Annotated in this window: 28 protein-coding genes, 2 tRNA genes and 1 pseudogene; 21 read left to right on the top strand and 10 right to left on the bottom strand. The window is 52.0% G+C overall.

Features of this window, described 5'->3' with window-relative positions; all coding sequences use genetic code 11:
- The first annotated feature begins 23 nt into the window (after positions 1-23).
- The 6 genes from GKG34_RS09940 (at position 24) to GKG34_RS09915 (ending at position 5506) form a co-directional block, all read left to right on the top strand.
- Positions 24-100 (top strand) — tRNA-Met (locus tag GKG34_RS09940).
- 169 nt (positions 101-269) lie between these two features.
- The gene (locus GKG34_RS15755; RefSeq protein WP_194173938.1) at positions 270-839 is read left to right on the top strand and encodes a hypothetical protein; all 570 of its coding nucleotides are present in this window, start codon (positions 270-272) and stop codon (positions 837-839) included.
- Between the two features lie 73 nt (positions 840-912).
- Entirely contained in the window at positions 913-1170 is a 258-nt protein-coding gene (locus tag GKG34_RS09930; protein WP_005944963.1) for a hypothetical protein, read from the top strand.
- A gap of 36 nt (positions 1171-1206) precedes the next feature.
- Positions 1207-4236 carry an EAL domain-containing protein gene (locus tag GKG34_RS09925; RefSeq protein WP_044954129.1) on the top strand — a complete coding sequence of 1010 codons (3030 nt, stop codon included), beginning with the start codon at positions 1207-1209 and terminating at the stop codon, positions 4234-4236.
- 120 nt (positions 4237-4356) lie between these two features.
- Positions 4357-5301, top strand: a complete 945-nt coding sequence (locus GKG34_RS09920) for a GTP-binding protein (RefSeq protein WP_005944956.1) — start codon at positions 4357-4359, stop codon at positions 5299-5301.
- Positions 5302-5359: 58 nt separating this feature from the next.
- Positions 5360-5506, top strand: a complete 147-nt coding sequence (locus GKG34_RS09915; RefSeq protein WP_154256114.1) for a hypothetical protein — start codon at positions 5360-5362, stop codon at positions 5504-5506.
- Positions 5507-5557: 51 nt separating this feature from the next.
- Here the strand turns inward: GKG34_RS09915 and GKG34_RS09910 are convergent, their stop codons facing one another.
- Positions 5558-6073 (bottom strand): PTS glucose transporter subunit IIA, encoded by a 516-nt coding sequence (locus GKG34_RS09910; RefSeq protein ID WP_005944949.1) that lies wholly within the window; start codon positions 6071-6073, stop codon positions 5558-5560.
- Between the two features lie 164 nt (positions 6074-6237).
- Entirely contained in the window at positions 6238-7260 is a 1023-nt protein-coding gene (locus tag GKG34_RS09905; protein WP_154256113.1) for an aminotransferase class I/II-fold pyridoxal phosphate-dependent enzyme, read from the bottom strand.
- Between the two features lie 171 nt (positions 7261-7431).
- Between GKG34_RS09905 and GKG34_RS09900 the strand changes: the two genes are divergently transcribed.
- The 5 genes from GKG34_RS09900 to GKG34_RS09880 all read left to right on the top strand — a co-directional run bounded on the left by GKG34_RS09900 (position 7432) and on the right by GKG34_RS09880 (position 11268).
- Positions 7432-8505: an ATP-binding protein gene (locus tag GKG34_RS09900; RefSeq protein ID WP_097775006.1), complete on the top strand. Its 1074-nt coding sequence runs from the start codon at positions 7432-7434 to the stop codon at positions 8503-8505.
- Positions 8495-9229, top strand: a complete 735-nt coding sequence (locus tag GKG34_RS09895) for a response regulator transcription factor (protein ID WP_044954127.1) — start codon at positions 8495-8497, stop codon at positions 9227-9229. The genes GKG34_RS09900 and GKG34_RS09895 overlap by 11 nt, the downstream gene beginning before the upstream one ends.
- Positions 9226-10548, top strand: coding sequence for an SLC13 family permease (locus GKG34_RS09890; RefSeq protein ID WP_154256112.1), 1323 nt, complete (start codon positions 9226-9228; stop codon positions 10546-10548). Before GKG34_RS09895 ends, GKG34_RS09890 begins: the two co-directional genes overlap by 4 nt.
- Before the next feature lie 204 nt (positions 10549-10752).
- Positions 10753-10839: transfer RNA gene (locus GKG34_RS09885), tRNA-Leu, on the top strand.
- A gap of 177 nt (positions 10840-11016) precedes the next feature.
- A complete protein-coding gene (locus tag GKG34_RS09880) occupies positions 11017-11268 on the top strand; it encodes a DUF6061 family protein (RefSeq protein WP_154256111.1) in 252 nt (83 codons plus the stop codon).
- Here GKG34_RS09880 and GKG34_RS09875 read toward each other — a convergent pair.
- The 7 genes and pseudogenes from GKG34_RS09875 to GKG34_RS09840 all read right to left on the bottom strand — a co-directional run bounded on the left by GKG34_RS09875 (position 11257) and on the right by GKG34_RS09840 (position 16767).
- Positions 11257-11550, bottom strand: coding sequence for a transposase (locus tag GKG34_RS09875; RefSeq protein WP_347563451.1), 294 nt, complete (start codon positions 11548-11550; stop codon positions 11257-11259). The genes GKG34_RS09880 and GKG34_RS09875 overlap by 12 nt on opposite strands.
- A 138-nt stretch (positions 11551-11688) precedes the next feature.
- A complete protein-coding gene (locus GKG34_RS09870) occupies positions 11689-12573 on the bottom strand; it encodes a hypothetical protein (protein ID WP_154256109.1) in 885 nt (294 codons plus the stop codon).
- A gap of 343 nt (positions 12574-12916) precedes the next feature.
- Positions 12917-13504, bottom strand: coding sequence for a DUF2812 domain-containing protein (locus GKG34_RS09860; RefSeq protein WP_154244613.1), 588 nt, complete (start codon positions 13502-13504; stop codon positions 12917-12919).
- Entirely contained in the window at positions 13501-13824 is a 324-nt protein-coding gene (locus tag GKG34_RS09855; RefSeq protein WP_154244614.1) for a helix-turn-helix transcriptional regulator, read from the bottom strand. The genes GKG34_RS09860 and GKG34_RS09855 overlap by 4 nt, the downstream gene beginning before the upstream one ends.
- Before the next feature lie 115 nt (positions 13825-13939).
- Positions 13940-14011, bottom strand: a pseudogene (locus GKG34_RS16140) (mobilization protein); the annotation flags it as partial.
- A gap of 792 nt (positions 14012-14803) precedes the next feature.
- Positions 14804-16072, bottom strand: coding sequence for a GHKL domain-containing protein (locus tag GKG34_RS09845; protein ID WP_154244615.1), 1269 nt, complete (start codon positions 16070-16072; stop codon positions 14804-14806).
- A complete protein-coding gene (locus GKG34_RS09840) occupies positions 16069-16767 on the bottom strand; it encodes a LytTR family DNA-binding domain-containing protein (protein ID WP_005924492.1) in 699 nt (232 codons plus the stop codon). Before GKG34_RS09840 ends, GKG34_RS09845 begins: the two co-directional genes overlap by 4 nt.
- Positions 16768-16946: 179 nt before the next feature.
- Here GKG34_RS09840 and GKG34_RS09835 point away from each other — a divergent pair, with 179 nt between their 5' ends.
- The 8 genes from GKG34_RS09835 to GKG34_RS09795 all read left to right on the top strand — a co-directional run bounded on the left by GKG34_RS09835 (position 16947) and on the right by GKG34_RS09795 (position 22129).
- Entirely contained in the window at positions 16947-17534 is a 588-nt protein-coding gene (locus GKG34_RS09835; RefSeq protein ID WP_005924490.1) for an accessory gene regulator B family protein, read from the top strand.
- 12 nt (positions 17535-17546) lie between these two features.
- Positions 17547-17717, top strand: coding sequence for a hypothetical protein (locus tag GKG34_RS15690; RefSeq protein WP_005924488.1), 171 nt, complete (start codon positions 17547-17549; stop codon positions 17715-17717).
- 18 nt (positions 17718-17735) lie between these two features.
- Entirely contained in the window at positions 17736-18266 is a 531-nt protein-coding gene (locus GKG34_RS09830) for a DUF5626 family protein (protein ID WP_005934533.1), read from the top strand.
- Positions 18267-18279: 13 nt separating this feature from the next.
- Entirely contained in the window at positions 18280-18426 is a 147-nt protein-coding gene (locus GKG34_RS09825; RefSeq protein WP_081027705.1) for a cyclic lactone autoinducer peptide, read from the top strand.
- Between the two features lie 113 nt (positions 18427-18539).
- Entirely contained in the window at positions 18540-18821 is a 282-nt protein-coding gene (locus tag GKG34_RS09815; RefSeq protein ID WP_005943373.1) for a hypothetical protein, read from the top strand.
- 203 nt (positions 18822-19024) lie between these two features.
- Positions 19025-19591: a hypothetical protein gene (locus tag GKG34_RS09810; protein WP_005934531.1), complete on the top strand. Its 567-nt coding sequence runs from the start codon at positions 19025-19027 to the stop codon at positions 19589-19591.
- Between the two features lie 12 nt (positions 19592-19603).
- Positions 19604-20341: a DUF3658 domain-containing protein gene (locus GKG34_RS15890; protein ID WP_223387800.1), complete on the top strand. Its 738-nt coding sequence runs from the start codon at positions 19604-19606 to the stop codon at positions 20339-20341.
- Between the two features lie 198 nt (positions 20342-20539).
- Complete coding sequence (locus GKG34_RS09795) at positions 20540-22129, top strand: recombinase family protein (protein WP_154256108.1); 1590 nt, start codon at positions 20540-20542, stop codon at positions 22127-22129.
- A gap of 276 nt (positions 22130-22405) precedes the next feature.
- On the opposite strand, the gene GKG34_RS09790 is transcribed toward GKG34_RS09795, so the two are convergent.
- Positions 22406-23806: an MATE family efflux transporter gene (locus GKG34_RS09790; protein WP_005943341.1), complete on the bottom strand. Its 1401-nt coding sequence runs from the start codon at positions 23804-23806 to the stop codon at positions 22406-22408.
- Between the two features lie 343 nt (positions 23807-24149).
- Here GKG34_RS09790 and GKG34_RS09785 point away from each other — a divergent pair, with 343 nt between their 5' ends.
- Positions 24150-25487, top strand: a complete 1338-nt coding sequence (locus GKG34_RS09785) for a potassium transporter TrkG (RefSeq protein WP_097781474.1) — start codon at positions 24150-24152, stop codon at positions 25485-25487.
- A gap of 11 nt (positions 25488-25498) precedes the next feature.
- On the top strand, positions 25499-26146 hold the full coding sequence (locus GKG34_RS09780) for a TrkA family potassium uptake protein (protein ID WP_005943335.1): 648 nt from the start codon (positions 25499-25501) through the stop codon (positions 26144-26146).
- Positions 26147-26321: the final 175 nt, after the last annotated feature.

The raw sequence follows: 26321 nt of genomic DNA, 5'->3' as shown, positions 1-26321 counted from the left end.
CGCTGAGAGCACAAAGTAAATATCGCGGGGTGGAGCAGTCTGGTAGCTCGTCGGGCTCATAACCCGAAGGTCGTTGGTTCAAATCCGGCCCCCGCAACCACCAAGCGTTCTGAGATCTCTCAGAACGCTTTTTTGTTGTCTGTATCCGATACGAAGAAGGGGCTGCTGCACATCGTTTTAGCCGAAAGTGCAGCAGCCCCTCTTACTGTATCAAAAATTTACACCCACTCGCCGTTGAAATGGTAGCTGCCCACAAGGCCCGCACCGATGTGAACAACGTTTCTTCCATGGGCCGTGATGGCTCCGGCATCCGCATGATGATGTGGGCAGGCGCTACCATGGAGGCAGGCCCCCGTGCAGGTCAGGCAGCCGACATCAACAGCCGTCCGTCCTTCCCCTTCGGCGGTATCTGGCCCATCTTTGGCAACGACGGCAAGCGCTTCTTCAATGAGACCATCACCCGCCACGGCTCCGTGGGCTATCTGGACATGATGCCCGAAGGCCAGAAGATGCCCTACATCACCCACGGCTTCCTGCGGGCGGACAGCCGCAACAGCATGGGCTTCATTCTGCTGTACGGCAAAAAGAACGTCTCCCGCTGCGGCTTCCGTCACTCGGTGCTGGAGGCCACACGCCGCCCGGTGTGCCATGTCATCCTGCAGCGCTGCGCGGGCAGGGATATGCTGGACGATGCCGCTGCCGAGGCCCAGCTGGCCGAGGCGGATGAACTGTTGACGGCTGTGCTTTTTGTTCCGATGGGTGGAAAGTTCTTCCGCTTTCTTGTGATCGTGAAGGTTTTTGCCGGATTTTGGTTACGCACCCGGAAAAAGATGGTATGATAAACTAGGTATAATCGGGTGATATGGTAGCCGGAACGTCCTGCTGCGTGAGCGCCCTCAGGGGAGAAAATCGATGAAAAAATATCTCAAAGCGGTCGTGTCCGGGCTGTGCGCCGCGGCGCTGGCCCTTGGCTGCGTGAGCGGCAGCAGCGCCCGCAAGGTGCTGGAATACGGCCTGAGTGACCTTGCCGCTGCGGACCGCGAGACCGTGGAGCAGCGCATCGCCGAGGGTCAAAGCGCTGCGGACGCAGAAGCCGAGTTCCTGACCGACGATCACTTTGAGGCATGGTATCAGGATATCTGCAGTCAGCTCAAACAGTACGAGGGCTGAGCCGACGGAACACGCTGAGGAAAAGAGGTGATGGCGATGCTGCGCAGACAGAAGGATACGGATGCCGCCCGGCGCAAAAAAACAGGCAGGCCTATCTTCCGCACCATTTTTAACGCCATGATGCTGGTGACGCTGGTGGAGGTGGTGCTGCTGGCAGTCAGCATTGCCATTACCAATGTGGACGGCAGGCTGAACCAGAACGCCAAGGACATGCTCAACATGCAGGTGCGCAACCGCGTCAGCTACGTGCAGGACCTGATGCAGGATGCACAGAATCTGACCGATCTGTCGGAGCACATCAACAATACCGTTCTTGCCATGCAGGAAGAAGGCCAGCTCGATCTGGCCGAACTGAACACGAGCCGTGAGAAGAGCGACGCACTGCTCACGGCCATTGCGCCGGAGTTGGTGAACACCCTGCGAGCAAAACCGGTCAGTGGCATCTTTGTGGTACTGAACACCGTGAATCTGCACAACCTTGATGTGGGCTGCGGCCTGCCCGGCATCTACCTGCGGGATCTGGACCCGGATGCCCGCCCTTCGGAGGACAACGCCGATCTGATGATCGAGCGCGGCAGCTCGGCGGTGGTCAAAAAGCTGGGCATCACCACCGATAAAAGCTGGCAGCCCACCTTGCGCTACTACGGCCTGAAGGGCAACGGCTTTTCCAAGACTCCCTTCCAGACCGCGTGGGAGGACGGCGCAAGGCTGAACGCCGAGGATTACGGCCGCTGGACCACCAGTGCCTATAAGATAGGCAACGACAGCCGCACCGCCATTGCCTACTCCCAGCCGCTGATCCTGCCGGACGGCACGATCTACGGTGTGGTGGGTGTGGAGCTGCTTACCAGCTACCTGCAGACAAAGCTGCCTTACAGTGAACTGCAGGACGGCAATACCGGCACCTACTTCTTAGTCTCCACCACTGCTGATGAGGAAGATACCTCCTTTATCGTCAGCAAGGCGGTCACTTCCAGCGAGGATATGATCACTTCGGAAGCACCGGCCGGCATGATGAACTGCGAACTCCGGGCGGACGAGTGCTGGCTGACGCTACGGAATAAAGACTATTATGCCGTGGCCCTGCCCATTACTCTGTACAGCCGCAACGCGCCATTTTCCAATGAGCGCTGGCTGCTGATCGGCACCGTGAACAGCAAGGTGCTGTTTGCCTTTGCAGACAATGTGCGCAACGTGATCGCCATTGCCATTGTGTTTACGCTGGTGCTGGGCGCGCTGGGCAGTCTGGTCATTGCCCGCAATCTGGCCCATCCGGTGGAGCTGCTGTATCACGAAGTGGTGGACGGGCAGGAGAAAAAGCAGTTCCCGCAGCTGTCCCATACCAACATCCGGGAGCTGGACCGTCTGGCCGATGCACTGACCAGCTTGAACAGCGAGCTGCTGAACAACTCCACAAAGTTTTTGCGCATCATGGACATGGCCAGTGTGGAGCTGGGCGGCTATGAGCTGAGGTTCGACACTGGCAGTGTGTATGTTACCGATAACTTTTTTGCGTTGCTGGGTGCCTCCCAGCCCAAGGATCACTTCCTGAGTGTGCGCCGCTTTGAGGAAAAGCTGAGCAACATCCAGCTTTCCCATCCCTGTACCACCACGGCAGAGGGAGACAAGATACTCACCATCCGCAGGGAGGGCGAGACCCGCTACATCATGCTACGCGTCACCAACGACCAGACCACGCAGGTGGGTCTGGCCGAGGACGTTACCGCCACCACGCTGGAGCGCATGCGTATTGAGCACGAACGCGATTACGATATCCTGACCGGCCTGTATAACCGTCAGGCCTTCCACCGCGTGAGCGAAGAGCTGTTCCGCGATCCGCACCAGCTGGGCGTTGCAGCTCTGCTGATGATGGATCTGGACAACCTCAAGCACATCAACGATACCTACGGCCACGACTGGGGCGACCAGTACATCCACCGCACTGGCCGCTGCCTTGCGGAGAACACACCCAACGGCACTGTGGTGTCCCGCCTTTCCGGCGATGAGTTCGTGCTGCTGTTCTACGGCTATTCCAGTCAGGATCAGATCCGTGAGAAGATCCGCACCCTGAGCAGCGCCATGCAGAAGAGCGTTGCCATCCTGCCCAGCGGCAATGAGCTGCGTATCAGCATTTCCGGCGGTGTGGCGTGGTACCCGGCCAACGGCACCGATATGGACATCCTGAAAAAGTATGCCGACTTTGCCCTCTATCAGGTCAAGCGCACCAACAAGGGACATCTGGAAGAGTTCAGCATGGAAATCTACCAGCAGGAAGCACAGGCCGCACAGCTGAGACGCGACTTCCAGCAGCTGCTTACCGAGGAGCGGGTGTACTATGTGTTCCAGCCCGTCTTCTCGGCCCGCACCGGCAAGGCGATGGCATACGAAGCCCTGATGCGCTCCGATATGGAAGCGCTGCGCTCGCCCGCTACCATCATGAAGCTGGCGCGGGAGCAGGGCGCACTGTGCGAGATCGAGCGGCTGACCTTCTTCAAATCGCTGGAGAACTTCGACCACCTGCGCAGCGAGGGCCTTGTGCGCAGGGACACGATGCTGTTCATCAACTCCATTGCAAGCATCTGCCTGCCCAGAGAGGACAGCGAGTATATGGATAGCCGCTGGCATGAACTGCGCCGTCAGATGGTCATTGAGATCACCGAGGAAGAGGAGATTAACCACGAAGCACTGGAGGTCAAGCGCCATGCGCCGGGCTTCTCCGGCATGTTCGCGCTGGACGATTACGGCAGCGGCTTTGCCAACGAGAACAGCCTGCTGGAGCTTTCGCCCCGGTTCATCAAGGTGGATATCGCCATCATCCGCGGCATCGATACCGACCCGGACAAGCAGCAGATCGTGCAGAACATCGTGGCCTATGCCCACCCGCGCAACATGAAGATCATTGCCGAGGGCGTGGAGACCGCCGCCGAGCTGCGCAAGGTCATCGAGCTGGGCGCGGATGCGCTGCAGGGCTACTTCCTTGCAAAACCTGCCGCCGTACCGGCCAAAATGGCACCTGCCGCCCACAAGGTCATTGCCGAGTACAGCTCTGCATCCGAAAGCGGCTGAATACGAACATAAAAAGTCCCGCAGAAATGCGGGGCTTTTTGCATCTGCCACTGGCGTATTACAGTTTGCTGCGGTATACTGGAACCGGGCAAACAACAGCACAGGAGGTGCTTTTTTATTATGGTACAGGTAGACCTTATCACCGGCTTTCTGGGCGCAGGCAAAACCACCTTTCTGCGCCGGTATGTCCGGTATCTGGTGGCACAGGGCCACAATGTCTGCATTCTGGAAAACGACTTCGGCGCAGTGAACGTGGATGCCATGCTGGTGCAGGACCTTCTTGGCCCGAACTGCGACCTTGAGACCATCAGCGGCGGATGCGACTGCGACACCCACCAGCGCCGGATGCGCACCAAGCTCATTGCCATGGCCATGCGCGGGTTCGACCGGGTGGTGGTGGAACCCAGCGGCATCTTTGATGTGGACGAGTTTTTTGATGTGCTGCGGGACGACCCGCTGGACCGCTGGTATCACATCGGCAATGTGATCGCCATAGTGGATGCCATGCTGCCGGAAACGCTTTCGCCGCAGGCTGAGTACGTGCTGGCATCCGAGACGGCCAACGCGGGCCGGGTGCTGGTCAGCCGTACCCAGCTGGCCGGGCAACAGCAGACCGCTGCCGCCGTGGCCCACCTGACCCGTGCGCTGGATGGCTGCAAGTGCTCCCGCCGCTTTGCGCCGGAAGAGATCGTCACCAAGGACTGGGCACGGCTTACCGATGCCGACCTTGCCGCCATTGCGGCCTGCGGCTGCAGGCAGGCCAGCTGCGAAAAGCTGCATTTTGACGAGCACGAAGCCTTCAGCTCTCTGTGCTTTCTGGAGCAGCACCTGACGCTGCAGCAGCTGCAGGCCGCTGCCGACCACCTGTTTGCGGATGCCGCCTGCGGCCATGTGCTGCGGGTGAAGGGCTTTGCACCGGACCCGCAGGGCACCACCGGCTGGCTGGAGCTGAACGCCACTGCTGCCGGCAGAACGCTGGAACCCATCCCGCAGGGGCAGGATGTGCTCATCGTCATTGGCGAAGGACTGGACAAAGCGGCCATTGAAGCCCGGCTCAAGGCCTGAATTTTCAACACAAAAACAACAGAATGGTGAAAAACAGAAGGAAAAAGAGAAGGAAGTCATGAACAAGACCCGGCAGGCTCCCTCGGCACGGCGCATCATCGGCATGGTGATGGGTGTTATCATCATCGCCCTTGGCCCCTTCATCCAGTTCTTCGATGGACATTTCGCCCAGAAGGTGCTGAAATATAAACAAGAAAAGGAATAACAAAAAAGGCGTGGGCCTCCGAATGGAAGCTCACGCCTTTTACGATTACGATCAGAACTTGAACAGCGGGGTGCCGGCCAGCACATCGCCCTCGGCCAGCATCTTCAGCTCGCCCATGTCATCGCCGTTGGTCACGATGATGGCGGTAGCGGTGGGATGGCCTGCGGCGCGGATGGCGTCCAGATCCACCTTCAGCAGCGGGGTGCCGGCCTTGACCTTATCGCCCACCTTGACCAGTGCCTTGAAGCCCTTGCCCTGCATCTCCACAGTGTCCATGCCAACATGGATCAGGATCTCGATGCCGTCCTCGCTGGTCAGGCCCACGGCGTGCAGGGTGGAAGCCACCTGTTCCACGGTGCCGTCAAACGGAGCATACACGGTCTTGCCGGTGGGCTCGATGCCGCAACCGGGGCCAAGGATGCCCTGTGCAAAGGTCTCGTCGGGGATGTCGGCCTGTGCCAGCACCTTGCCGCGGATGGGGGTCAGAACGGTCTTGCTCTGACCGAAGAATTTGACAGTCTCTTCCTGCTCGGTCTTGCCGCCGAACAGCTTATCAAAAAAGCCCATGTTAAAATACCTTCTTTCCGATCATTTCATAGAGCCAGCCGGCCGGAACGCTGTCCTGCAAGGCCCACCGTCTCCAACCCATTGGTCTACCCAAAAGATACCACATTGTGAAAGGAATTGCAATTGGTATCCCGCAAAAAACCGGCAGAAAATCTTCGGCAGGGTCACATCAGGTCGATCAGCTGCTCGATCTCCTCCATGCGGGTGGCCCAGCTGGTGGCAATGCGCATCACGGTGTGGGTGTCGTCGTACTTCTCCCAGAAGCCGAACTTTGCCAGTGGCTCCAGCGCTTCCAGCTGGCTGTTTTCCAGAATGGGGAACACCTGATTGGTGGGCGACTCCATATAGAAGCGGTAGCCCTTGGCAGCAAGGCCCTCCTTCAGACGGTCTGCGGTTTCGATGGCGTTCCGGCTGATGCGGGTGTACAGATCGTCGGTGAACAGCACATCGAACTGCAGGCCCATCAGACGGCCCTTGGCAAGCAGCGCGCCCTGTTGCTTGACCATAGTCATAAAGTGGGCCGGTGCGCCGTGGGGGAACACCACGGCCTCGCCGCACAGCGCGCCCACCTTGGTGCCGCCGATGTAGAACACATCGGTCAGGCGGGCGATATCCTGCAGGGTAACATCGGTGCCCTTGGCCATCAGACCGTAGCCCAGGCGTGCGCCGTCCATGAACAGGGGCATGTGGTACTCCTGACACACAGCGTGCAGCTCTTCCAGCTCAGCCTTGGTGTACAGGGTGCCGTACTCGGACGGGTGAGAGATATATACCATGCCGGGGAACACCATGTGGTCGTGGTTGGCATCGGCATAGAAGGTGGCGCACCAGTCGCGCACATCGGCGGCGCTCACCTTGCCCTCGTGGGCGGGCAGGGCAATGACCTTGTGGCCGGTATACTCAATGGCACCGGCTTCGTGTGCAGCCACATGGCCGGTGGCAGCAGCCATCACGCCCTGCCAGCGCTGCAGCATGGACGCAATGACGATGGCGTTGGTCTGGGTGCCGCCGGAGATGAAGGTCACGTCTGCATCCGGGCAGCCGCAGGCAGCGCAGATCTTTGCTTTGGCTCTGGCGCAGTAGGGGTCGGTGCCATAGCCGGGCACCTTTTCAAAGTTGGTCTCGGCCAGCTTTTGCAGGATCGCGGGGTGTGCACCCTCACAGTAGTCGTTCTCGAAATACAGCATATCGTTACTCCTGATCCAGTGAGATAAAGTGTTGATAAGGCTATTCTACTACGGGGGAGAGGGAGTGTCAAATCGCGTCCCTCTTTACGGCAAAGGATTTTTACTGTATCTTTAGTTTTTCTATGGTATAATGCGGGAAACGGAATATATTATTTGGGAAGGGGAATGTGCATGAAAAAACAGACGCTTGTGCGGGATGCCACCGTAATGCTGCTGGCTCTGTTCGCCGCCTATGCCATGGTGATGCTTACACAGGCCGTTATGGGCCGCATTGAGGGCGTAGCAATGCTTATCTTTATGCTGGCGGTATTTGTCACCTCTATGTATACAGAAGGTTATGCGTGGGGCGTGGCGGCTTCGCTCATCAGCGTGCTGGCTGTGAACTTTGCCTTCCTCTCACCGTATTTCGCCTTCAACTTTACCCTGTCGGAAAACCTGTTCTCCGGCCTTGTGATGCTGGTGGTGTCCATCATGACCAGCACCCTTACCACCCGCATCAAAAAGCAGGAACAGCTGCGTATGGAAAGCGAGAAGGAGAAGATGCGTGCAAACCTTCTGCGCGCGGTTTCTCACGATCTGCGCACCCCGCTTACCTCCATCTACGGTGCCTGCTCCACTGTGATCGAAAATTATGACTCGCTGGATAAGGAAAAGACCATTAAACTGCTTGGCGAAGCCTGCAGCGATGCCCAGTGGCTGACCCGCATGGTGGAGAATCTGCTTTCCGTCACCCGCATCGACAGCGAGAAGGTGACGGTGCAAAAGACCCCCACTGTGCTGGACGAACTGCTGGATACGGTGCTGGTCAAGTTCCGCAAGCGCTACCCGGAGATCCCGGTGGAGCTGGAAACGCCGGATGCCTTTATCGTGATCCCCATGGATTCCATGCTGATCCAGCAGGTGCTGATGAACCTGCTGGAAAATGCCGCTCTGCACGCCGAGGGCATGACAAAACTGACCTTGAAGGTGTTCACGGTGGGCAATCGTGCGGTGTTCGAGGTGACGGACGATGGCTGCGGCATCCCCAGAGAACGGCTGAAAACGCTGTTCTCCGGCACCGACCCGGATGTACCGGCAGACAGCCGCAAGCACGGCATGGGCATCGGCCTTTCGGTGTGTGCGGCCATCATCAAGGCGCACGGCGGCGAGATCAAGGCCGAGAGCCGTCTGGGTGAGGGAACGACCATCCGCTTCTGGCTGGAGACCGAAGAAATTGAAATGGAGGATGCAGAAGATGAGCAATAACAAATTCAAGGTCCTGATCGTAGAGGATGAGGCAAATATCTGCAGCTTTATCGAAACGCTGCTCACCACCAACGATTATCAGGCTCTGGTGGCTCATACCTGTACCATGGGCCTGACTCTGTTCGCCTCCCACAACCCGGATCTGGTCATTCTGGATCTGGGCCTGCCGGACCGGGACGGGCTGGAATTCATCCGTACCGTGCGGCAGAAGTATATGACCCCCATCGTGGTGCTCTCGGCCCGCACCGACGAGATGGATAAGATCGAAGCGCTGGATCTGGGTGCCAATGATTACATCACCAAGCCCTTCAGCACCGGCGAACTGCTGGCCCGCGTGCGCGCTGCCCTGCGGCTGAACCGCTACAGTGCCATGCACGGCGGCAATGCCCCGGCGGGTGAGTTCCGCGCACAGGGAATGCGCATCAACTATGACCGCCGTAAGGTGTTCGTGGACGAGCAGGAGATCAAGCTGACCCAGACCGAATACAACATCGTAGCGTTCCTTTCCCAGCACGCGGGCCGCGTGATGACCTATGCGGCCATCGTCAAGGCCATCTGGGGCGATACCGACATCGGCAGCACCAAAAAGCTGCAGGTGAACATGGCCAATATCCGCAAAAAGCTGGGCAGCCGTCCGGGCAGCAATGCCTATATCCTCAATGAGCTGGGCGTGGGCTACCGCATGATCGACGAGGATGCCCGCAGCGGGGAGATCAACGAATGATACTTGCACTGATCCTGTTTGCTGTTACCTATGTATTGATGCTGTGGCTGCAGCAGTACCGCCCGTGGGTGGCACTGTGCAGTGCGGTGCTCTTTATTGTGCTGGGCGAGGCAGGGGTCTACGAGTTTTCACTCCGCGCCGCGCTGCAGGCCGTGGATTATAATGTGCTGCTCATGATGGCGGGCACCATGGGTACGGTGGCACTGTTCATCGAGAGCAAAATGCCTGCCCGCCTGGCGGAAATGCTTATCGTCTGTGTGCCGGATGTCAAGTGGGCGGTGTGTATGCTGGCGCTGTTCGCCGGTGTCATCAGTGCTTTTGTGGACAATGTGGCCACGGTGCTCATGGTGGCACCGGTGGGCCTTGCCATTGCACGCAAGCTGAAGATCTCGCCGGTGCCGGTGCTCATTGCCATTGCGGTGTCCTCCAACCTGCAGGGCGCGGCCACGCTGGTGGGCGACACCACCAGCATCCTGCTGGGCAGCTTTGCCGACATGAATTTCTTCGATTTCTTCTGGATGCGGGGCCGTCCGGGCATTTTCTGGGGCGTGGAGCTGGGCGCACTTGCTTCGCTGGCAGTGCTGCTGTGGCTGTTCCGCCGCGAGACCCAGCCTATCGCTGCAAAGGTGGAGACTGAGGTGGAGGACGATGTGCCCACTGCCCTGATGCTGCTGACGGTAGGTCTGCTCATTGCGGCATCCTTCCTGCCGGAGCCTGCAGCCGGGCCGCTGCACACGGTGTACGAGCTGCGCAGCGGCCTTGTGTGCATGGGGCTGTGCCTGTTTGGCGTGGCGCGCGCCTGCCTGCGGGCAGGGTCGGCAAAGCCGCTGGCGCATGTGCTGGGCGAGCTGGACTGCGACACCCTGCTGCTGCTGTTTGGCTTGTTCATCGTGATCGCGGGCATCCACGCGGCGGGTGTTATCGACGCAGCAGCCCGGCTGTTCCATGCCGTGGCAGGGGAAAGCCCCTTCCGGCTGTTCACCCTGCTGGTGGTGGTGTCGGTGGTGCTTTCGGCCTTCATCGATAACATCCCTTACGTGGCCGCCATGCTGCCGGTGGTGCAGAGCATCGCCGCCCTGATGAACGATGGCGTGGGCGTGGAACCCTATGTGTTTTACTTCGGCCTGCTCACCGGTGCAACGTTGGGCGGCAACCTGATCCCCATCGGTGCTTCGGCCAATATCGCGGCCATTGGCATTCTGCGCAAAAACGGCGAGACCGTCACCACCCGCGACTTCCTGCGCATCGGCGTGCCCTTTACGCTGGCCGCCGTGCTGGCAGGCTATGCGTACCTGTGGCTTGTGTGGGGCAGAGTCTGATCTTCTGAAGAAAATGAAGAAAAAACAAAGAAACTCCGACCCTCTGCACCGCCGGAAAATCGGCCTGCAGAGGGCTTTTTTCGCGAAAGTATGACGTTTTGTAGTGAGGAAAAAGTTTTTTTGAAAAAATGCTTGACAATTCTGCCATATCTGGTATAATAACTATCGTTCCGAGCAACACAGCTCGCAAACAAAACAGAATATGCGGATATGGCGGAATTGGCAGACGCGTTAGATTCAGGTTCTAATCGGGGCAACTCGGTGGAGGTTCAAGTCCTCTTATCCGCACCAAACCATGAAAATCCGAACCTTTTCTCGATAGGAGAAGGGCTCGGATTTTTTGTTTTCTTCGGAAACGAGAACAATGGCTCTTCCCTTACGGCTGTGTGTCCAAAACCTTATCAGAAGAAAGACCGTATCACGAAGGTCACAACAGTAAGAGTGCCGTAAGGCGGAAAGGACACAAACATGAAGTATGATGCAAGAGCTTGCCATTTCAACATGGACATCGGATGCGTGGAGCTTCTGCTCCGGGATGGGAGAAAGATTTCCATCGACTGCACCGGGGTCGAGGATGCACTGGACGTGACCATGGCGCAGAGGACGGAACTGGACTACCTCATCTACAATGACCCGCTGGTGTATGCAGACCTGATTCTAAACGGCGAGCCGGAAGAATATTTGAAGAATGCGGCTGGGAATCACGGGTTAGAAGATTGAGAACAAAACAAAAACAGGGTGCGCCCTGCCGGACGCACCCTGCCAAAATCCACATACGATAGCGATATGTACAGCAGGGCGTTCCCCGTCGGGAACGCTCTGTTTCTCTTTGCTGGCGGCGTGATGAACTTGTTCCGCCTGCCACGCGGCAAACTCCCGCTGCCCTTCCTCGCTGTTCCAGCAGGCAAGGATGGCCGGGTAGAATGCCCGTGCCAGACGTTCGATGACTTCATCGGGATAGGGGGAAGTGTTTGTGGACTTTTTCTTTTTGTTCAAACGCACGCTCCTTTGATCGTCCCACTGTGGCAAAGCCGGGCGAGAAAATCAAAGTTCCAATTTCATGTCAGGCGCAAGGGCGCGGATGCTTTCCGCCCTGCACTTGCGGCTGGTGGCTCGTTGATGGCTTACAAGTGCCTGTCGTTATGCGATTTTTTCATCGTTCAGCATTTCTTCAAACTGTGCCATATACGCCTTGTGCTGCTTGAGAATCTTCGTGGTTTCCACTTTCACATAGGCATCATCGGGCACATTGGGAAGGTAGCGCATAAGAAAATCAACGTCCTGCTGGATGCGCCGGACGGCAGCTTCCAGCGCAGAGTAGTTGATTTCAGAGTAGTGTGAGTAGCTCGACTGCGGAGCAGAGCGGTCCTCCGGGTGCAGAATCTCGTGCACGATCTGCTTGCGGTTCGGAAAATCAGCTCTGGCAAGGCGGTGCATATCGGCATCACGGACTTTGAACTGCCCGGACAGGATTTTTTCCTGCATACCGGGCACTATCTGTTCCAGGATCTCTACGCCGTGCATGAACTTTTCAGAACGGGCAACGTAGGATTCGCTGACGTTGTTCCGCTCTGCAATCTGCTTGCGGATGCTCGCTTCCGCAGAGGTGGGAGGAATTGTGCCAAATTGACACAATTCCTCCGGGGCGGTTTTCTTGGCAGCAGCCGTGTGCTGATTGTTGCCGTTTCCACCGGGCTTCCGATGTTCCACACTGTACTGCTTTCCAATGAGGAACTTCTTCTGCTCCGGCGTGAGATTGCGCCGCCCCAGCTGATTCTTGCAGATCCATGCGAGGACTTCTTCTCTGCTTTCAAACGGGAGCGGCATGGTGGAGAAAGAAATTTCGGGATGCTCCTGAACGATTTCATAACGATTGTGGCCATCAACAAGGGTGTTACCCCAAACGATCAAAGGAGAAATCAGCTTGCCCTCCTTGAGGATATTTTCTTCAAGCTGCTTAAATTCATCATCGGTCAGAGGGGGAATCTGGGACTGAAACTCCGGGTCGATTTTCAAGTTGATCATACGCACACTCCTTTATCTCTCCTGCTGCGTCTGTTCTTCCTCCCGGAAAAGGACACAACATTCTGCTTTGCGGTTTTCAGTTTGAGCAGTTCTTCCTTGGTTTCCTTGTACTGCTCGTAGAACTTTGCCTTTTCGGATGCCAGCTGCGCATACTCGACTTCCAGCTTTTTCGGGCTGGGCAGCTTCGTGATGTTGTTTGCCTTGAGATAGGCTGCTGCCGTCCGGTATGCTGTCAGTTCTGCACGGTGCTGTTCTTCAAAGGCTGCGGAGCAATCTTTTTTGTATTTCTATAAATAACAATCAAGAGGGTGACAACAAAAGCTGTCACCCTCTTGATTGTTATTTATTTTTCCCACGTTTTAGCTTTTTGTCGGACATCTATAATTTGGAGCTGGTATAGAATGCTGGGAATTGCAGAAACCAATGAAAAAATACCCAAGACAATAGAATGCTTGATAATCGCAAACAGTGCAAATAGGAGCAGCAGGAATAGCCATGGGTTACGCAAATTGCGGTAGTATTTTTCTTTATCGTCATAAGAGGTATGGAGTTCAAAAGGCTTTCCATCATTTGTTTTTTCTACAATCAATATTTCTCGATTAAAAGTTGTTGTGTTTGTCGCAATACGACCGCCCCTTTCTGCCCATGGGCGCCAACGAACTTTTCCAACAGAATAGTTTAGATTGATGTTTTTGAAAAATACCTTGTAGCCCATATCCTCCAAGAAATCAGCGTAGTCCGTTGCGTTCTCTTTTGATTTTTCTCCGATAAACTCTACACAATAGGTCACTTCATCGGGCTTGCATTTCTCAAATTCGTATAAAAGTGTTCCCGTCCGAACAAGTTGATAGCCTTTTTCGGACATTTTGTTTAACCATTTTGCCTGTGCATTTAGCAATCCGCCAAAAAATCGATAACATTTTTTACTCATACTGCACCTCCAATAATTTCACTTGCGACGCTTACAAGTTCATTTAGTCTTGCAAGCTCTTTTTCTGCAATTTCTTTTCCCTGTGCTGTAATGTGGTATTCTTTTTTTCTTCCCTCACTATCTCCATAAGGTTCAATCCACTTCTTGTCCTGCAAAGAATTTAATGCTCCATATAAAGTGCCTGCGCCTAGGGAAAGCCGTCCGTCTGTTTTTTCTTCAATAAACTGCATAACAGCGTATCCGTGTTTTGGTGTATAAAGAGAGAGCAGAATATAAAAGGTGACTTCTGTAAGCGCGCCACCTTTTGCATTGTCGCGCATGGTTTGCCTCCTTATTACGGTTACTGTAATAAATATATCACTAACCGTAATATTCGTCAAGCGGATTCAGGAAAATTATTTAATGGGTGTGTGAAAGAAGAACGGTCTGCTCTTTATTTGTTTTGTTGTTCGGCGTGTCGTGGTGCTGGGAATTGCTAGGGGTCGATTGAACATTCGTTTTGGTCATTGTACCTCCTGTCTGTTCGATAACTCCTCGGTGAAGTTATGTAAGCACGACACGCCGTTCCATTCGTGCCGTAAGGCACGAATGATGAGCAGGGTTTGGGGTGGGACCGCGTTTGCGAAGCGCAGCGCAGCAATGAAAGCCCCAGTGGGGCTTTTAAGCGGCAGCGCGGTCTGCGACAGCAGATGGAGGGGCGTTGCCCCGACAAGCGCTACCCCAACAAGATCACTTCGGAAATGCAGACGCATTGCAGAAGTGAAGTCCCAGTGGAGCACAACATTTTCAAGAATTGAAAATTTGTGGCCACGGGACGGTTCTTGCTCTCCACTGCTGCGCTCAAAACGTATTTCCGAAAGTTGTTTCCGAATTGTTAAGACGCAAAAATAAGTAGAGAGTTCCACTGCTCATATATGTGAATCGCCGTTTGCCCCGAACGAAGTTCCTGCCCCTGTTTTGCAGCGGCGTTGACTGGAGAGCCGGTATCACGTTCGGTCGGCTCATGAAATTTTCAAGGTGCAATCTTCCCCGGAAAAGAAAAATACCGCCCACGCAGTACAGGCGAAGGATTTTGTCGGGTGAAACAGACGGCAAAATGATCGGGTGTGTTGCGGGGCGGTAAATCTTCGCAGGAAATAAAACCGCACAGAATCGTTTCTTTACAGAAATCTCTGTGGATTTGTTGGGAATGATAACATAAGTACGAATGCGTGTCAACACTTCAGGATAATGAATACATCAGATGAACGAAACACACAAAGTACAAGCGAAAGCAAGGCTGCGTTTTAGAAGAATGTTTTAATTTTCGCAGTTCAGGCGGACTTGGACGGTAAACACACCGTCCTTCTTCTTTGTGTAGAAGTCGCCATGGTTCTCTTGAACGATACGATTTATGTTCTTTAGTCCGTAACCGTGATACTCTCCGATGCGGATGCTGCGAACGGTATCGCTGTATGGATTCTCAAGCCGGTAAAAGAGACTGCGATACTGCTTGCGCAGCTGTAGATGAATGATTCGCTGTTCTGCTGGCAAGTCGCAGCAGGCTTCAATGGCATTGTCAAATGTGTTTCCGATGATGATGCTCAAAGACAACGATGAGATCGTCAGAACTTCAGGAATCGTCACATCCAGTTTGACTTTGATGTTATTCCTTTCCGCAATTCGTAAGTAATAATTCAAAAGAGCATCAACAACAGGATTTCCGACAGCAGAAATATTTGTGGAACGCTCGAAAACATTCGTGGCGGCCTGTGCGATCTTGTGAAGTTCTTCGGTATCACCGTGTTCTGCAACTGCCTGCATCGCCAGAATGTATTTCTTCACATCATGCTGTAGAGAACGGACTTCTTCCTGACGTTCTTTGAGCTGCTGGTAGTATTCCATTTGAAGGTTGTACTGCTGCTCATTGAACTTGACTTTGAATTTTTCTAGCTCATTTTCCCGGAGAGCTTCCACATAGAACACGATCAGGATGTTTATAAGGAGAAGTACAGCCATAAGGCCGACCATATAATCAGGGAAATAATCATCCGCAGCATGATACTGTGCCACATAACAGACCGCGATACTTGCGATTTGAATCGCAATGATCGGCAACATCCATAGGATGCGCAGAGCATTTCCCTTTCGGCTGAAAAAATGTGAAATCAGAACTACGAGTGGAATTTGAATCAGGTTTGAAAAAACAATATAGACCAACCGTGCTGCCCCAGCCTGCATTAGAATGTCGGTATCCGGGATACGCAGCCCAATCAGAAGCATTGCAAGCACTTCCACCAAAGCAATCAGTGTGAAGAAAGCTCCGCTTGCAAAAACCGCCTGCCACGGTCGAACCTCATAGAACAGCAATGCAAGGAAAAATCCGCCAACTAAAAGATAGATCGTGCGCTGCGTCACCCAATCCGGGAATAAACTCAAAGCACACTGCCCAGCAATCAAGAGTGCAACATAGGCATAGAACCACCTTGAGACGGGCTCCTTTTTGGGAAACAGCCGACCGATAAAAAGCAGCAACAGGGCAATGTTGGCAAAGCTCCCTGCAAACTCAACGAAATAATAAAGCATCATCTTCCCAAATAAGCGTTGAAGATCTGATTGAACTCCTGACGCTTCCTCCTGCTGATCGGCAGCTGATGTCCGCTGGAAAGAAAAACAGCGGTTCCCGTAGCGTAAACAATGTGTTCCATGTTGACGAGATAACTTTTGTGTGGTGACACAAAGCACCGTTTGGGAAGCTGCTCCAAGGCTTCAGGAATGCTCATTCGCAATGTAAGGTCTTGCTCCTTGCAGTGAATCAGAACTTTATGTCCGTGGCTTTCCAGAAAGTAAATGTCCGATGTTTCCAAGGACATGGTAACACCATCGTATTCGATCGTGAAATGTTTGGAGTTCAGTTCCTGAAGGACGGCATCCATTGCCGCAGCGAACAGCGTCTGATCCAAAGGTTTGACAAGGTAGCGGAATGCAATGCCATATCCCTGCACAGCGTACTCATGCCGCTTCGTGACAAATACCACCAAAGGATGCTTCTCCATCTGAATCAAAGACTGCGCCAGCTGAAAACCGTTGGATGGCATCTCGATATCGAGAAGAAGCAGATCAAAGGATTTCTTCTGCATTTGCAATTCGCTCAGAAGTTCGTTTCCATCCATGTAAGTTTCAATGTCAAAGCAGCCTTGCACATCGTACTGCTGGACGCTTTGAACAATGCCATCAAGGTCTGATTTCTCATCATCGCAGACTGCAACGTGGTACTTCAGCATTTCGACAACCTCCACAAAATAATGTCCTGCTACTATTATAGACTGTGCAAAGGCTCCTTACAAGTAGCCTGACCTACCACTTTTGTCACCAGAACGACCAGTTTTGCCAAACCTCTTGATTTTGCTGAAATTTATGATACAGTGAAGCAAAAATCAGAAGATAAGGTGGCGCAACTGCAATGTGGGAACGCACGCTGTCTCAAAAATCAGTCCGTCTTTTCTGCGAGCAAAAAGTGATAGATGAAGCAAAGGCGGATGCGTATGTCTATGGGTACGAGTTGCTCATATCATCTGTTGTGAGCGTTCTGCTTGTTGTTTTAATCGCTGTTGTGTGTGGTGATGTGCGGTACGCACTTTCATTTTTGATTGGGTTTATCCCACAGCGAATCTACATTGGCGGATACCATGCAACATCGCACACCAGATGCTATTTGGCATTCTCCGGACTGGCACTTATCTGCATTTTGCTAAGTAAGGCAATCGCAGCAAATCACCTTTTCCGTATCCTGACAACAGTAGCTCTTTTGGGCATCTCTATCTTTCTCTCACCTATCGAAGCAAAGAATAAGCCTTTAAGTGAAAAGAAGCGGTCAAGTTACAAGATGGTCGCATCTGTTCTTTCGTCAATAGATTTCCTGCTTGCCATTTTTAATGTGCTTCCGTATACACGTCATGTAGTTTGCTACTATCTCTCCAAATGGGTATTGATTGTATTCTCAACAATTCCTTTGGTTCAACAAAAATTTAATGCCAACTTTTGTAGATAGGGAGGTGATAACATGAAAAAAAACAAATGGGTGCTGCTTCTTATCGCTTTTGTTGCATTTTTGGTATTGGTTTATTTTATTGGTGCTTGCCTTAATGCAACGGCAGAGGCATTGACAATTATTTCGCTCTGCATCGGCATACTGGTCATTTATTTAGTCGTAAAAGCAATCAAATCAAAATAAGGAAAGGAAAATGTGATCATGAGTACAAGAAAATTCATCAAAAAACTTACGGCGAGTCTGCTTTTTATTGCGGTTGTAATGTCGTTTGGCGTTCAGTCTGCCTTCGCTGAATCGAATTCACCGAAAGCTACCGTTAAGAACAATGTTGTTACTTTTAGCAATCTCGATCAACTGAAGGCAAACGAGAAGCTCGCAATTGCGGTAGTTGACAGTAATGGTGATCCAGCAACTATTACTATCGAGTCAGTGGACAATTCAATTTCTCGTGTAGCGAAATCGTCGAATTCTTGGAAGGTTTCGTATAAGGGAGTGGTGATTCATGCATATTTTTATATGACAGTGACGAATAACAAAGTCACAAATGCATGGGACTATTCGATTACAACTTTGGGTTCCACATATAGTGATGCAAGTTTGACGTATAACTCCAGTTCGGCAAAACTCACCTTTACCAGTAACGCTTATAATGGTATTGCTTCTCATACTTGCTGGCTGAAGGGAACTCCTCGCGGAACAAACAATGAAGTCGATGTAACGTATTCTATGTAATGTGGAGGACAATATGAAACAGAATTCACAAAAACTGATTTTTTTCCTGAGTAAAATTACATGTGCTTTTGCAATGGCGATTGCAGTCTTAAGTGTGAATAGCACCTGCTGCTTTACAGCGTATCAGCCGGATGTCCCTGAATCGCTTGATCGCAACTAAACTCATATGATAGACATTACCCATTGCTATCATGATATTTTGTATTCGTATGATTCCGGTGGACACCTTATGGATACTACAAAATCGTACCATCAAGCTGTGGGAGGCTAAGAATGAAAAAAGGCAAAAGCAACTTTTTTCTTATTGCTCCTTTTGCCCTTTGGGGCTGCATTTCAGTATGGACTAGTAATCTTGTCCGATTGACAGATAAAAGCGCAGTACCTTATGCTTGGGCTTCTTTGTTTTTCTCATATGGAATCGTAGCAGTGCATTATATCCAAGTGGCAGTATCCTCCAAAGGCTGTAACAATGCCGAAAACGAAAAAATTGCATGGGTTCAGCTTGGGCTTTCAACTTTGTTCTTGATAGTAGCTGTTGTTCTAGCTATTCAATGAAGGAAAGCAAAGTAATCACCCAAAGCAGTGTAAGGTCACAATATTTTCTATTCCAGCAGTATTCTAGTAGTTTCAGCATTTGTATGGTTCACATTTATTTGCCGAGGAGTATACACCTGAAGGGGAAAATTTAATGAAGGTGATTCCAATGGAGCTTTAGTGTATTGAGTGAAGAAAAAAAATAAATTAGGAGGCAGTATACTATGACTAACAAAATCAAACGGCTGATTTCCATTCTATTGGTCACGGTTTTATTTCTCCTGACCATTCAGCCAGCATTTGCAACTGGAAATAAGAGAAAGATCGATGATTATTCGATAGAAGAACTTCTCAATCTTTCTGTGCAAGAACAAGAGAATCTCGGATTTTATGTTTTGGCCGAGGTTCCAATGCGCATTCCTGTTTCTAATACAGACGGCTCAAGAGTTGTATCGTATATTGATGGAACATGGAGAGTTCTTTATACAAAGGCCAATGGATTGGGCTTTTATATGAGTGGAACTACCGTCGGTATTGGCCCGGATTTAATAAAAAATGTTTCAGGAACGGATTACTACACGAGCTATTCCGATAACATCGAACGAAGCTGCCCATTTTCAACGACAGCACTAGTTCCAGAACAAAGTATATATAATACAACCTATACATATGACTTCTATGATGTTGGAACTTATCTTGATTGCAGCGTTGGGTGTTATTTTGGAGTGGTTGGCTCAAGCAAACCAATCTATTGGAGTGCAACTACACAAGTTACCATCCCGAAATTATGATTTTGACCAGCTATGGATGAAATTGTTTTTGAACCCAGTGATGTCAATATGTTAGCAGCTTTAGGCATCGTCGAAAGTGTAAAGTTGTTTCCGTTTATGTTATCAATGGGAGAACTTCAATATGCTTGCGATTCAGAATATCGTTGCAAACAATTCGTGAATTGCCTTTCAGAATATTATCCTGACAGCCAAATTGAAGCTAGACAACTGTGGTCGAAATATCATGGTACAGCGAATGCGGTTCAATGTGATATGATAAATCATAAGCCACTGCGTGTTTGGGTCAGGAGTTCTGCCGATTGTTGGTGCGGCATTTATTATATTTGTTACTATGCAGCAAAGTATGGTACAAATAGAATTTTGCTTGCATCCAGAGAAGGTCTGAAAGAATTTATGGAAGGGAAAACCGATAAGATCTCACAAAAGTATTTGACGGAAGAAACTATTACTGAGTATGCCAAAAGATGGGGAAAGCTATTAAACGAAAACACCTCCATGCGTATTTGGCATGCGAACGATGTTAAAAGCGTTAACATAGATTATTTCGACCAGAGAATTATTAGTTTAGTATCGAGAATTCCTATTTCGGTTGGTGAACTTACCGCAGACGTATTAAAAGCGATTTCTGCTCCGGTAAGTGACTGGTATGTCATGAAACGCATAGAAGCACTTTTGAAAAAGGGTGTTCTTCAAGTCGTTATTCCAAACAAAATCTTTTATAATACCATCGTCCAGCTAAACGAAGAATAAAGGAATCCGAGCAAGTCGGCCCAACAGTCACCTCATTTCAACGAGAGGGGTGGCTGTTGGGTCAATTGTTCAAAAAGAAAAACTGAAGATAATAAAAAGTCTTGATTTCTCCATCAAAACATGGTATATACATTATACGAAACAGTGCTTTGAAAGAACGCTCCACCGTTCAATGACGTGTAAAGAGAGGTGCTTGCCATGACCGCTGTGATCTACGCCCGCTATTCCAGTGATAACCAGCGCGAAGAATCCATCGAAGGCCAGATTCGTGAATGCACGGCCTATGCCGAAAAGAATGACATCACTATCGTCAAGCACTACATTGACCGCGCCATCTCTGCCAAGACGGATAATCGCCCTCAATTCCAACAGATGATAAAGGACAGCGACAAGAAGCTGTTTGATATTGTTCTGGTCTGGAAACTTGACCGCTTTGCCCGGAATCGCTACGACAGTGCCCGGTATAAGACCCAGCTGAAGAAGAACGGTGTCAAGCTCATGTCGGCTACGGAGATCATCTCCGAGGGGCCAGAGGGTATCATTCTGGAATCGGTTCTGGAGGGCTATGCAGAATACTACTCTGCCGACCTTGCCGAAAAGGTTGTCCGTGGACAGACAGAGAACATCCTGAAAGGCCGCTGCAACGGTGGTCGTGGAACGTTTGGATATACGCTGGATTCCGAGCGGAAATTTCACATCGACCCGCTTGCCTCCCCTTTCGTGCTGGAATCGTTCACGAAGTATCGGGATGGCCTCACGATGAAAGAGATTCGGGACTGGCTGAATGAAAACGGCATCAAGAACCCGGTCGGAGGCGAATTTACTTACAACAGCGTGGAGCACATGCTCAAAAACCGGCGTTATATCGGAGAACTGAAATTCCGGGATGTGGTCGTGCCGGATGCGATTCCGCCCATCGTGCCGCTGGAACTGTTCGATGATGTGCAGGAAAAGATTGCCAAAAACAAGAAAGCCCCTGCCCGAAGAAAGGCAGAGGACGATTACCTGCTGACAACCAAGCTGCACTGTGGTTGCTGCGGTGCGCTGATGTTTGGCGAAAGCGGCACAAGCCGGACGGGAGAAGTCCACCGCTACTATAAATGTGCCACGGCCAAAAAGAAGAAGGGCTGCAAGAAGAAAACTGTCCGCAAACAGTGGCTGGAAGATCTGGTGGTGAACCAGACCATGCAGCTTGTCCGGGACGATGCCGCCATGGAATCCATTATCGCCAAGGTCATGGAGCTGCAAGACCGAGAGAACACCAACCTTCCTCTCTATGAGAAACAGCTCCGGGATGCAGAATCGGGTATCCAGAATATGCTCAACGCAATTCAAGCCGGAATCCTCACCAGTTCCACCAAGGAACGGTTGGAACAGCTCGAAGAAACCAAGCGTGAGCTTGAAGCCCGCATTGCGGAAGAAAAGCTGGCAAAGCCAAAAATCAAAGAGGAATTTATCCGTTTCTGGCTGATGCGCTTCCGTAAACTGGACATGAGCCTGAAAGACCAGAGGCAAGCGTTGGTGGATACGTTCATCAATTCGATTTATCTGTACGATGATAAGGTTTTGATAACCTTTAACTATAAAGAAGGTACACAGACCATCACGTTTGAGGAAGCGGCCCAAGCCGCATCAAAGGAAAATGGTTCGGATTTGGATTGCTTTACTGCACCAAGAAAAACCAGTACACAATGTGTACTGGTTTTTCTTTTTCGGTGCGGAAGAGGACTTGAACAGGGCGGCGGCGCGCAGCGCCGTAAGCAATCAGCCCGGTGGGCTGTTGCTTAGCCCGCGGTTTCCAACCCGTAGGAATGTCTACCGGGAGGCTGCCGCTAATTTTGCTTCACACAACAATTCCCCTTTCGTAGTAACAGCGGGTAACATGGATATCGGCTGCGTGGAACTGCTGTTCCGGGATGGGAGAAAAAATTTCCATTGACAAAAACTGCCGCTCACCTGCGTAACGGAACGCAGGCGGGCGGCGTTTTGCACTATCGGCTCTGAGACTGCCGGAAATTACAGCTTATGAAAGACTTTCAATGATGGTAATGATATGTTTTTCCATTAGACTTCTTCTTTCTGGTTCAGTTCACGGTAGGTTTTGCAGATCAGATAGCCTGCAATCAGGAAGGTGAGGATATCCGACATGGGCATGGAGTACAGCACGCCGTCCAGCCCGAAGAACCGAGGCAGCAGCAGGGCAAAGCCCACGCCGAACACCACCTCACGCACCATGGACAGGGCGGTGGATTCCACTGCCTTGCCCATGGCCTGCAAAAAGATGAAGCAGGCCTTGTTGACACAGGCCAGAATGATCATGCACAGGTAGATGCGGAAGGACTTCACGGCAAAGTCTGTGTAGTAGACGCTCTCGTTGGCAGCACCGAACAGGGCGATCAGCTGCCGCGGGAAGCACTCTACCAGCACCAGCGCAACAACGCCCACGGCCGCTTCTGCCAGTAGCAGTCTCGTGAACAGTTCCTTCACACGGTCAGGCTTTTTTGCGCCCATGTTGAAACCCACTATGGGGATGCAGCCGGCCGCCATGCCCACCACGATGGAGATGACGATCTGGAAGAACTTCATCACGATGCCAACCACCGCCATGGGGATCTGGGCGTATTGCTCCTGCCCGAACACGGTGTCCAGTGCGCCGTATTTGCGGATCATGTTGTTGATGGCTGCCATAGCCGCCACAAGACTGATCTGGGACAGAAAGCTGGTCATGCCAAGGGTCAGGGTACGGCCGCAGATGGAGCCTTTCAGCCGGTAGTCGCCCTTTTCAGGACGGATGATCTTCATGTGCAGCAGATACCACACTGCCAGCGCTGCGGTGACCAGCTGACCGATCACAGTAGCCACCGCCGCGCCCATCATGCCCCAGCGCAAGCCGAAAATGAAAACGGGGTCCAGAATAATGTTCAGCACCGCACCCGCAAGGGTGGAGATCATGGCAAACCGGGGGTTGCCATCCGCGCGGATGATGGGGTTCATGGCCTGCCCAAACATATAAAAGGGCACGCCCAGCGTGATATAAAAGAAATACTCCTGGGAGTGGTGGTAGGTCTCGGCGTTGACCGTTCCGCCGAACATGGCGAGAATGTTGTCCGCAAAAACCAGATAGAGCGCGGCCAGCACAATGCTGCTGACCAGACACATCACCACCGCATTGCCGACGCTCCGCTTTGCCTTGGGGACCTCGTTCTGCCCAAGGCTGATACTGACAAAGGCGCAGCAGCCGTCACCGATCATCACGGCAATAGCCAGTGCCACAACCGTAAGCGGGAACACAACGGTGTTGGCGGCGTTGCCATAAGAGCCAAGATAGCTGGCGTTTGCAATAAAGATCTGGTCCACGATGTTATACAGTGCGCCGACCAGAAGCGAAATAATGCACGGGATCGCATACTTCTGCATCAGCTTGCTGATGCGCTCCGTGCCGAGAAATTGATTGGAGCTTTCCATGGGATTCACCTTACCTTTCCATTTTGGGGCAAATAAAAACAACGGGCAGCCCTCATGCAACCGGTTTTACGCATGAGTGCTACTCGTTGTACGAAATCATTATAGCCTGCCTGTCTGGAATTTGCAAAGGCAGTTTTGCACAAGAATTGTACTGGGCATTCTGCGCAGATTGCACGAGGAAAACTTTGTGAAAGATGTCCTTTGAAGCCCGCCAACCTACCGTGGTACAATAAAGTTGATCGATCAATTTTAATGGAATCTTTATACTTCTACAATTTTCTTTACGGCTCTTTTATCTGTTCCATGCTAATCTTTATGCACACGGATAGGTAAAGGAGCTTTTATGATTCAATATCCTCGTTACAAGCGGCACCGTTTTTCTTCTTTTCAGGTTATTATTGCAGGTTTTGCGGCAGTCGATCTAGTGGGCGCATTGCTTCTGATGCTCCCGATCGCTGCACAGCAGCGGTGCGTCACACCGTTCCATGAGGCACTGTTTACCTCCACCTCCGCCCTTTGTGTGACCGGACTTGTGGTTCAGGATACCGGCAGCTACTGGTCGGCTTTTGGGCAAAGCGTGATCCTTCTTCTGATCCAGATCGGAGGATTGGGTGTCATTACGGTGGGCGCTGCCTTTGCGCTGCTTTCCGGGCGAAAGATTTCCCTCAAGCAGCGCAGCACGATGCAGGAAGCCACCGCTGCCCCGCAGATGGGCGGCATCGTGCGGCTGACAGGCTTTATTCTGCGGATCACCGCCCTGTTTGAATTGGTCGGTGCTGCACTGCTGCTGCCGACATTTTGCGCCGATTATGGACTGCGCGGGATCTGGTACGCGTTGTTTCATTCCATTTCGGCGTTCTGCAATGCCGGCTTTGACCTGCTGGGAACAGAGGGTGCAAAATTTGTTTCGCTGACACGGTATGCAGGAAACCCATTGCTTACCACAGTGATTGCGGCCCTGATCGTCTTTGGCGGCCTTGGCTTTCTGACATGGGAGGATATTTGTACATATCGCCTTGATTTTCACCGTTACCGGATGCAGAGCAAGGTGATTCTTGTCACAACGGCATTTCTTCTGGTATTGCCGACGCTGTACTTTTATTGCTTCGAGTTCACGGCAGGCTCTGCCCGGCAGCGCATTTTATTGTCGATGTTTCAATCCGTTACCCCCCGTACTGCCGGTTTTAACACCGCCGATCTTGCTGCGATGGGCAGCACTTCACAGGCATTGATGGTGGTTCTGATGCTGTTAGGCGGTTCGCCCGGCTCTACGGCAGGCGGCATGAAAACCACAACATTTGCCGTTCTGCTGGCCAATATGTGGGCGACCTTCCGCCGCAGAGAAGATGCCGAATTTTTCGGGCGGCGCATAGATGGTTCTGCGGTCAAGAATGCTGCCACGATCGCAGGGATGTATTTGACGCTGTTCTTCCTCGGAGCCTTTGTCATTGCTGCGGCAGAGCAATTGCCGATGTCAGTCTGTCTGTATGAGACTGCTTCGGCTGTGGCAACGGTGGGTCTGACATTGGGCATCACGCCGCAGTTGGGGGTCCTTTCGCAGGGGGTGCTGATCGCACTGATGTTTTTGGGACGTGTTGGTGGATTGACATTGATCTATGCGGCATTTGGCAGCAGCCCTGCCCACTCTCGTCTGCCGCAGGAGAAGATCGCAATCGGATAAAGGAGACAAGTATGAAATCGATTCTTTTGATTGGGCTTGGCCGTTTTGGCCGCCATATTGCGCAGGAACTGAATGAGCTGGGTCATCAGGTCATGGCAATCGACAGCAACGAAGACCGTGTGAACGCCGTGCTTTCCTATGTGACGAATGCACAGATCGGTGACAGCACCAGCGAATACTTTCTGCGCTCCCTTGGTGTTGGCAATTTTGATGTGTGCATCGTAACCATCGGCGGCAATTTTCAGAGTTCGTTGGAAACAACATCGCTGCTCAAGGAGCTGGGAGCAAAGCTTGTGGTCTCGCGTGCAGAGCGGGATGTACAAGCCAAGTTCCTGCTGCGCAACGGTGCGGATGAAGTGGTCTACCCGGAAAAGCAGCTGGCAAAGTGGGCGGCGATCCGATACAGCTCCGAACACATTCTGGATTATATCGAGCTGCAGGACGACCACGCCATCATGGAAGTGACCATTCCGCCGGAATGGGTGGATCGCACGATCGGTGAGATTAATATCCGAAAAAAGTATAACATCAATATTCTTGCGCTGAAAAAAGACGGAAAGCTCGATATGAGCATTACGCCGGATACGCAGCTGTGCCGGGACGAAAGTATGCTGGTTTTGGGAAAATACGCATCGATCCAGAAGTGTTTCCGGCTCTGAAAAGATAGGACGGATCATATGGATGTCGTTTTGTTACTGATGGTTCTTGGAGTTATGTTGAGTGGTTTTTGGGCAGCAGATGCGCTGGATCACATGCGGAAGGAGATCCTTCAACAGGAAGGAAAAAGACGTGGCTGGTGGTCGTGACCATCAAATTGTGCTATACTGTGGGCAA

This window comes from Faecalibacterium sp. BIOML-A4 (assembly GCF_009679665.1).
Lineage (GTDB): Bacteria > Bacillota > Clostridia > Oscillospirales > Ruminococcaceae > Faecalibacterium > Faecalibacterium taiwanense.
The sequence above is the reverse complement of the archived record's forward strand: the minus strand, read 5'-3'. Positions and strand labels throughout refer to the sequence as shown.